This is a genomic window from Brenneria sp. g21c3 (assembly GCF_040240345.1).
GTDB lineage: Bacteria > Pseudomonadota > Gammaproteobacteria > Enterobacterales > Enterobacteriaceae > Brenneria.
Window position 1 is genome coordinate 1 of sequence record NZ_JBEIAB010000036.1, and the last position, 5,788, is coordinate 5,788.

The window sequence follows — 5,788 nt, forward strand, 5'->3', positions numbered from 1 at the left end:
ATAGGCTGGGTGTGTAAGTGCAGCGATGCATTGAGCTAACCAGTACTAATGACCCGAGAGGCTTAACCTTACAACACCGAAGGTGTTTTGGTGAGAGAGACGAAGAATTTTAGCTTGTTCATGGATTGGTTCTGATGGTTGTGTGATAAGCAACGGTTGGAATAAAACGAATTTGCCTGGCGGCGATAGCGCGGTGGTCCCACCTGACCCCATGCCGAACTCAGCAGTGAAACGCCGTAGCGCCGATGGTAGTGTGGGGTCTCCCCATGTGAGAGTAGGGAACTGCCAGGCATCAAATAAAGTAAAAAGCCTCATGCGCAAGCATGGGGCTTTTTGCGTTATGGAATGGCGGTGATCCGCGGTCGTTATTAAGATAAAACCACGCTAATATCCGTTCTGGATCAGGTAGACTATGGAATATCTGAGCTAAAGAGTATTCATGCTATGACGAATAGTGTCATATCCTTAAAATCACATCATACTTTCGCATTACCTGTTTTTGCGTCGCAAATCACCGTAGCGGATACACCGGATCAACTCATTGCTGGATGGAGAGCGGCTTGTTCATCGCAAAGCCCGGTCTTGCTGTTGGGCGAAGGCAGTAACGTTCTTTTCCTCGAAGATTTTGTCGGCACAATCCTGCTTAATCGTGTGAAAGGTATCGAGGTTAAAGAGGATGACAATGGTTGGCATCTTCATATCGGAGCTGGCGAAAATTGGCATCATCTGGTTCAGCACTCGCTCACCTTGGGAATCGCAGGTTTAGAGAATCTCGCTTTGATCCCTGGATGCGTCGGCTCAGCGCCTATTCAGAACATCGGTGCTTATGGCGTAGAGTTGAGGAACGTATGTGAGTATGTTGATTTGTTGGATTTGGCCCACGGAACAATAAAACGTCTCACTGCTTCTGAATGTCAGTTTGGCTATCGGGAAAGCATATTTAAACATCGATACCGGGACGGATTTGTCATTGTTGCCGTTGGGTTATATTTAGATAAAGATTGGCGCCCCGTATTAGGTTATGGTGATTTGCACAAATTGGATCCGGCAACGGTAACGCCGCAGCAAATATTCGACATGGTATGTCACATGCGGCGCAGTAAACTGCCTGATCCAGCGGTGACCGGGAATGCCGGAAGTTTCTTCAAGAACCCGGTCATTAAGGCCGATAGTGCGGCCCCTATTTTGAAGACATACCCCAACGCCCCGCATTACCCGCAACCTGATGGTCAGGTTAAACTGGCCGCAGGATGGTTAATAGACCAGTGCCAACTAAAGGGCTTCCAGGTGGGAGGCGCGGCAGTACATAGCCAGCAGGCATTAGTTTTAATTAATCAAGATCATGCCACGAGTCTTGATGTTGTTAATTTGGCGCGTCATGTCCGAAACCAGGTCGCTGAGCGATTTGGCGTTTGGTTGGAGCCAGAGGTCCGTTTTATCGCCGCTCGGGGAGAAGTCAATGCTGTCGAGGTATTATCATGAGGGATATTAAAGTTCCTCTCAAATTAATCAATGTCCTGTCTGATGGCGGTTTTTACTCAGGGGAAGTTCTGGGTGAAATGATGGGAATGAGTCGGGCGGCGATCAATAAGCATATTCAGACGATCCGGGAATGGGGGATCGATGTTTTTACCGTTACCGGCAAAGGGTATTGTTTGCCGGCACCAATGCAATTGCTGGACGAGGAAAAGATCCTCGCCAACCTGCCGGAGGGCGGCGTTACTGTTTTACCGGTAGTTGATTCGACGAATCAATATATTTTAGATCGGTTTAACGCGTTATCCTCCGGCGATGCCTGTATTGCCGAATATCAGCAATCGGGAAGAGGGCGTCGGGGGCGTCAGTGGTTTTCTCCTTTTGGCGCCAATCTTTATCTGTCGTTATATTGGCGTTTAGAACAAGGCCCGGCAGCGGCGGTTGGCGTAAGTCTGATTATCGGGATAGTCATGTCTGAGGTGCTGCATAATCTGGGGGCGGAGGGCGTTCGCGTCAAATGGCCGAATGACCTGTATCTGAACGACCGCAAACTGGCTGGTATTCTGGTTGAGTTGACGGGGAAAACGGGTGATGCGGCCCACTTGGTGATCGGAATCGGTATTAATTTACGGATGCGTGAACCGACAGATAATATCATCAATCAAGGATGGATAAATCTTCAGGAAGCAGGGATCTCTGTCGATCGTAATATATTGGCGGCTACGCTTATTTCAGAGCTAAGACGCGCGCTGACTATGTTTGAACAGCAAGGGTTATCCCCATTTATTTCCCGCTGGCAACAGTTGGATAATTATTTTAATCGTCCTGTTAAGCTGATTATCGGCAATAGAGAGATACATGGGATTGATCGAGGCATCGATCAGCAAGGCGCACTGTTGCTGGAAACTGATGGCGAAATAACTCCCTATATTGGTGGGGAAATTTCGTTAAGAGGGTTATAAAAGTAGGGGGGAATATCACCCCCCTTTATTCTGGGTGAATACCTATTTTCTCAATCGAACGTATTCTACAGCGTGATTGGCGCTTTTCGTCATAACAAGGCTGGCTCGCTCACGCGTCGGCAGAATATTCTGCTTTAAATTGAGACCGTTTATTTCCAGCCAAAGCTGTGAGGCGATATCGATCGCCTCTTGTTCCGATAGCTTTGCGTAGTTGTGAAAATATGAGCTGGGATCTGAAAACGCACCTTGCCGGAACTTCAAAAACCTATTGATATACCAAGTTTTTAGTAAGTCTTCCGGCGCATCGACATAAATAGAAAAATCAACAAAGTCAGAGACGAAAACTCTGTGCGGATCATGAGGATAATCCATGCCGCTTTGTAATACATTCAAACCTTCCAATATTAAAATATCGGGCTGCTTGAGTACCTTATGATGATTGGGAACAATGTCATAAATGAGGTGTGAATAAGTCGGCGCGGTCACTTTTGATGCGCCTGACTTAATATCAGAAACGAATTTCACCAGGCTATGTATGTCATAAGACTGCGGGAAACCCTTCTTCTTCATCAGATCACGGTCTTTCAGCACTTTATTCGGATGAAGGAAGCCGTCAGTGGTGATCAACTCTACGCTGCGATGTTCCGGCCAGCGACTGAGTAACGCCTGCAATACGCGGGCTGTGGTGCTTTTACCCACCGCTACGCTGCCGGCAATACTAATGATATAAGGGATCTTTTGACCATCCGTTCCTAGAAACTGCTCTAAAACAGCCTGACGACGCAGATTTGAGCTGATGTAGAAGTTAAGCAGGCGGGATAAAGGCAGATAAATCTCAGCAACTTCATCCAGGGATAAATCTTCATTAATCCCTTTGAGTTTAACTATCTCCTCTTCAGTCAGCGTTAATGGAACTGAATCGCGTAAGGCGGCCCATTGGCGGCGATCAAATTGTAGATATGGTGTAGCCAAAGATTGTTCTCTATTTCTCATAAGTCTAATTCTGCCTGCTTGTACAGGTAAGAAAGGGGACTCTAGCCCACCTAAGCTAAACGCGCTACATAGTATAATCAGCCAGGCTCAGGGCATAGAACCTTTTCTTTGTATAATAATTTGGTTTATGAGCAGGTTAACACTTTGCTGGTGGAAATAAGAGGAGAAAAACAATTTGATACCCGGTGCCGATCTGAAACCAGAGGCACCAGGATAGAAATTAGCTGGCAATCGCTCGACCTACGTGATTCACGGCGAAGAGGCGTTTGTAATAAATGGCGGTAGGATGATAATAGCCATCGGGCGTACTGGCGTAATCGGGAAGTTCGCCTAAATACCGATAGCCCAGTGAACGATAAAACATTTCAGCAGGCGAACCGGCCTGAGTATCCAGATAAAGCAATCCACGCTGTTGCTGCAAAGCGGCTTTTTCCAGCGCTTGCATTAATTGTCTGCCGACTCCCATCCTTCTCGCCCGGCTATGTACCAGCAGCTTTTGAACTTCGGCTCTGTTCTGCCCGTTTGTTTTTTGACAGAGTTCAAGCTGTACACTGCCAATGACGCCTTCAATGTCGCGGGCAATCCATAACAGACGTTCTCCCTTCGCTAATGACGGGCGTAAGCTATGGAAATAACTTTCCGCTTCTTCGTGCGCCAAAGGAGCCTGATATCCAACGGAAGCGCCCTTGGCGACTGCATCGCTCAATAGATTAGCAAGTTCGCCGCGATAGACCGGTAAAGTGGCGACGTTAAGGGATACGATTTTCATGGCGGGTCTCCTGGCTTGGTGGGGCATATTCATACCTAAGCAAGATTCGTTCCAGGTTATGACTGCTGGTGGCTGCGCAATAGCCAGATTGAGTGATGCAAAAATGCTTTTTAACGGGGCAAGCATCACGTTTTTGGTGCAATTAACGCTGCTTGCTCTTTCACCGATCGGGCATTTGCTACTCGGTGGATTTGATGCTTCTTTGTGCGGATCATGACCGTCGCCGTGGATTCATGTTCAAATTTGGATAAAATCTAAGCGATAGCGCATTTTATACGATTTTTTTGTTGCATAGGCCGTTCGGTCTACCTAGAATGCGCAGCACTTGATGCCGGCTTAGCTCAGTAGGTAGAGCAACTGACTTGTAATCAGTAGGTCGCCAGTTCGATTCCGGCAGCCGGCACCATCAAGTAGACAATCAGGTGGGGTTCCCGAGCGGCCAAAGGGAGCAGACTGTAAATCTGCCGTCACAGACTTCGAAGGTTCGAATCCTTCCCCCACCACCAAATTCAATCCTGGCGACAGGATAAAATCGATACGGTATGCAATACTAAGCCGGATCGAAGAATGCGGAGGATGCTTTATTCTCCAATTTCAAAGTCTACAGAAAAATCAGGTAGCCGAGTTCCAGGATGCGGGCATCGTATAATGGCTATTACCTCAGCCTTCCAAGCTGATGATGTGGGTTCGATTCCCACTGCCCGCTCCAAAGATGTGCTGATATAGCTCAGTTGGTAGAGCGCACCCTTGGTAAGGGTGAGGTCGGCAGTTCGAATCTGCCTATCAGCACCACTTCTTTAATTCCTCCTCCTGATTTTCTTTCTGTTAAAAAATTCAGCAAGCAAACGCTTGGTTGATGTGGTGATACCACCGATTTATCCGTGTCTTAGAGGGACAATCGATGTCTAAAGAAAAATTTGAACGTACAAAACCGCACGTTAACGTCGGTACTATCGGCCACGTTGACCATGGTAAAACAACGCTGACTGCCGCCATTACTACCGTTCTGGCTAAAACCTACGGCGGCGCCGCCCGTGCATTCGATCAGATCGATAATGCGCCGGAAGAGAAAGCCCGTGGTATCACCATCAACACCTCTCACGTTGAATACGATACCCCGACTCGCCACTACGCGCACGTTGACTGCCCGGGACACGCCGACTATGTGAAAAACATGATCACCGGCGCCGCGCAGATGGACGGCGCGATCCTGGTTGTTGCCGCGACTGACGGCCCGATGCCGCAGACCCGTGAGCACATCCTGCTGGGTCGCCAGGTTGGCGTTCCTTACATCATCGTGTTCCTGAACAAATGCGACATGGTTGATGATGAAGAGCTGCTGGAACTGGTTGAGATGGAAGTGCGCGAGCTGCTGTCTCAGTACGATTTCCCGGGCGATGATACGCCAATCATTCGTGGTTCCGCGCTGAAAGCGCTGGAAGGCGAAGCTGAGTGGGAAGCGAAAATCGTCGAACTGGCTGAAGCGCTGGATTCTTATATCCCGGAACCGGAGCGTGCGATTGACAAACCGTTCCTGCTGCCTATCGAAGACGTATTCTCCATCTCCGGTCGTGGTACCGTTGTGACC

At 48.4% G+C, this 5,788-nt stretch carries 6 protein-coding genes, 4 tRNA genes and 1 rRNA gene; 9 read left to right on the top strand and 2 right to left on the bottom strand.

The window, feature by feature from the left end:
• Nucleotides 1-175: 175 nt before the first annotated feature.
• From rrf to birA, 3 genes are all read left to right on the top strand, one after another.
• Nucleotides 176-291, top strand: a 5S ribosomal RNA gene (rrf, locus tag ABRZ28_RS24035).
• A gap of 153 nt (nt 292-444) precedes the next feature.
• Nucleotides 445-1,482 carry a UDP-N-acetylmuramate dehydrogenase gene (murB, locus tag ABRZ28_RS24040; RefSeq protein ID WP_319606643.1) on the top strand — a complete coding sequence of 346 codons (1,038 nt, stop codon included), beginning with the start codon at nt 445-447 and terminating at the stop codon, nt 1,480-1,482.
• Nucleotides 1,479-2,438: a bifunctional biotin--[acetyl-CoA-carboxylase] ligase/biotin operon repressor BirA gene (gene birA / locus ABRZ28_RS24045; RefSeq protein WP_319606644.1), complete on the top strand. Its 960-nt coding sequence runs from the start codon at nt 1,479-1,481 to the stop codon at nt 2,436-2,438. The genes murB and birA overlap by 4 nt, the downstream gene beginning before the upstream one ends.
• A gap of 42 nt (nt 2,439-2,480) precedes the next feature.
• Here birA and coaA read toward each other — a convergent pair whose 3' ends face one another.
• Nucleotides 2,481-3,431, bottom strand: a complete 951-nt coding sequence (gene coaA / locus ABRZ28_RS24050; RefSeq protein ID WP_330521858.1) for a type I pantothenate kinase — start codon at nt 3,429-3,431, stop codon at nt 2,481-2,483.
• Nucleotides 3,432-3,651: 220 nt separating this feature from the next.
• Nucleotides 3,652-4,200, bottom strand: coding sequence for a GNAT family N-acetyltransferase (locus tag ABRZ28_RS24055; protein ID WP_319606646.1), 549 nt, complete (start codon nt 4,198-4,200; stop codon nt 3,652-3,654).
• Between ABRZ28_RS24055 and ABRZ28_RS24060 the strand changes: the two genes are divergently transcribed.
• The 6 genes from ABRZ28_RS24060 to ABRZ28_RS24085 all read left to right on the top strand — a co-directional run.
• Nucleotides 4,199-4,417, top strand: a complete 219-nt coding sequence (locus tag ABRZ28_RS24060) for a hypothetical protein (protein WP_319606647.1) — start codon at nt 4,199-4,201, stop codon at nt 4,415-4,417. The genes ABRZ28_RS24055 and ABRZ28_RS24060 overlap by 2 nt on opposite strands.
• A gap of 113 nt (nt 4,418-4,530) precedes the next feature.
• Nucleotides 4,531-4,606: transfer RNA gene (locus ABRZ28_RS24065), tRNA-Thr, on the top strand.
• Nucleotides 4,607-4,621: 15 nt separating this feature from the next.
• Nucleotides 4,622-4,706: transfer RNA gene (locus ABRZ28_RS24070), tRNA-Tyr, on the top strand.
• 128 nt (nt 4,707-4,834) lie between these two features.
• Nucleotides 4,835-4,909 (top strand) — tRNA-Gly (locus ABRZ28_RS24075).
• Between the two features lie 7 nt (nt 4,910-4,916).
• Nucleotides 4,917-4,992: transfer RNA gene (locus ABRZ28_RS24080), tRNA-Thr, on the top strand.
• A gap of 109 nt (nt 4,993-5,101) precedes the next feature.
• Nucleotides 5,102-5,788 (top strand): elongation factor Tu (locus tag ABRZ28_RS24085; RefSeq protein ID WP_319611861.1); only part of this gene is annotated, 687 nt, incomplete at its 3' end.

Coding starts and splice junctions, on each gene's coding strand:
- murB (WP_319606643.1), top strand. CDS start 445: ATGACGAATAGTGTCATATCCTTAAAATCACATCATACTTTCGCATTA.
- birA (WP_319606644.1), top strand. CDS start 1,479: ATGAGGGATATTAAAGTTCCTCTCAAATTAATCAATGTCCTGTCTGAT.
- coaA (WP_330521858.1), bottom strand. CDS start 3,431: ATGAGAAATAGAGAACAATCTTTGGCTACACCATATCTACAATTTGAT.
- ABRZ28_RS24060 (WP_319606647.1), top strand. CDS start 4,199: ATGGCGGGTCTCCTGGCTTGGTGGGGCATATTCATACCTAAGCAAGAT.
- ABRZ28_RS24055 (WP_319606646.1), bottom strand. CDS start 4,200: ATGAAAATCGTATCCCTTAACGTCGCCACTTTACCGGTCTATCGCGGC.